The sequence below is a fragment of the Pseudoroseomonas ludipueritiae genome (genome assembly GCF_014490445.1).
Lineage (GTDB): Bacteria > Pseudomonadota > Alphaproteobacteria > Acetobacterales > Acetobacteraceae > Pseudoroseomonas > Pseudoroseomonas ludipueritiae.
In genome coordinates, this window is record NZ_JACTUZ010000359.1 from 1 (window position 1) to 881 (window position 881).

General features: G+C 73.2%; 1 protein-coding gene. It reads left to right on the forward strand.

What is annotated here, in order from left to right; translation table 11 throughout:
- Positions 1-480: 480 nt before the first annotated feature.
- Positions 481-881 (forward strand): DNA translocase FtsK 4TM domain-containing protein (locus IBL25_RS26370; RefSeq protein WP_187781380.1); only part of this gene is annotated, 401 nt, incomplete at its 3' end.

Below are 881 nucleotides of genomic sequence, written 5' to 3' on the forward strand. Positions count from 1 at the left end.
GCTGCGCCCCCCGCTCCGCCGCGCGCGGCGCCGCCCGATACGGTGCCGGCCGAACCGCCGGCGGCGACTCCGCCGGCGACGCAGACGCCCTGAGCGGAAGCCGGGGCCAAAGAGGGCGCTGCCCTCTCTGGACCCACCCGCCGGGGTGACAGTGTCACCCCGGACCCCGCCATCAGTTTTTCAGGTAACTGCCGGGCGCGCCGGAGGTCCTGGACCTCCGGCGACTACGGGTTCAGCCCAGGTGGCGATTTTGAAAAGCTGGCGCCGCGCTGCGGCCCCAAAGGGAAAACTCGAAGCGGGGTCCGGGGTGGACTTTCCACCCCGGCGGGGTGGACTTTCCACCCCGGCGGGGTGTCCAGAGGGGCGGCGCCCCTCTGGCCCCGGTTGTGGCGCGGGCATCACCTGCACCTTATGCGTTCTGTTCCAAGCCTTTGTCGTGCTAGCCTGACCCTATTGCTCAGCATCAGACGACCGAGGCCCATGTCCCGCGCTCTTGCCGACCGTTCCTCATCCTCATCCTCGTCTGGTGGCCGGCTGGCCGCCGGGGCCCGGAAGTTCGCCTCCCCCGCCGTCAAGGCCGCGCTGCGCCGCCGTGGGGCGGAAATGGCCGGGTTGGTCCTGGCTGTCGCCGGCGGCGCCCTGCTGGTGGCGCTGGTCAGCTACAACCCGGCCGACCCCTCCCTTTCCACCGCGGCCGAACGGCCGGTGACCAACCTGGCCGGGCCGGCCGGCGCCATTGCCGCCGACCTGCTGCTGCAGGGCTTCGGCTGGGCCGCCATGCTGCCTTCCGCCGTGGCGCTGGGCTGGGCCTGGCGGCTGGCCACGCATAAGGGCCTGGCGCCCTTCGCCGGGCGGGTGGCGGCGGTGCTGGGCGCGCTGCC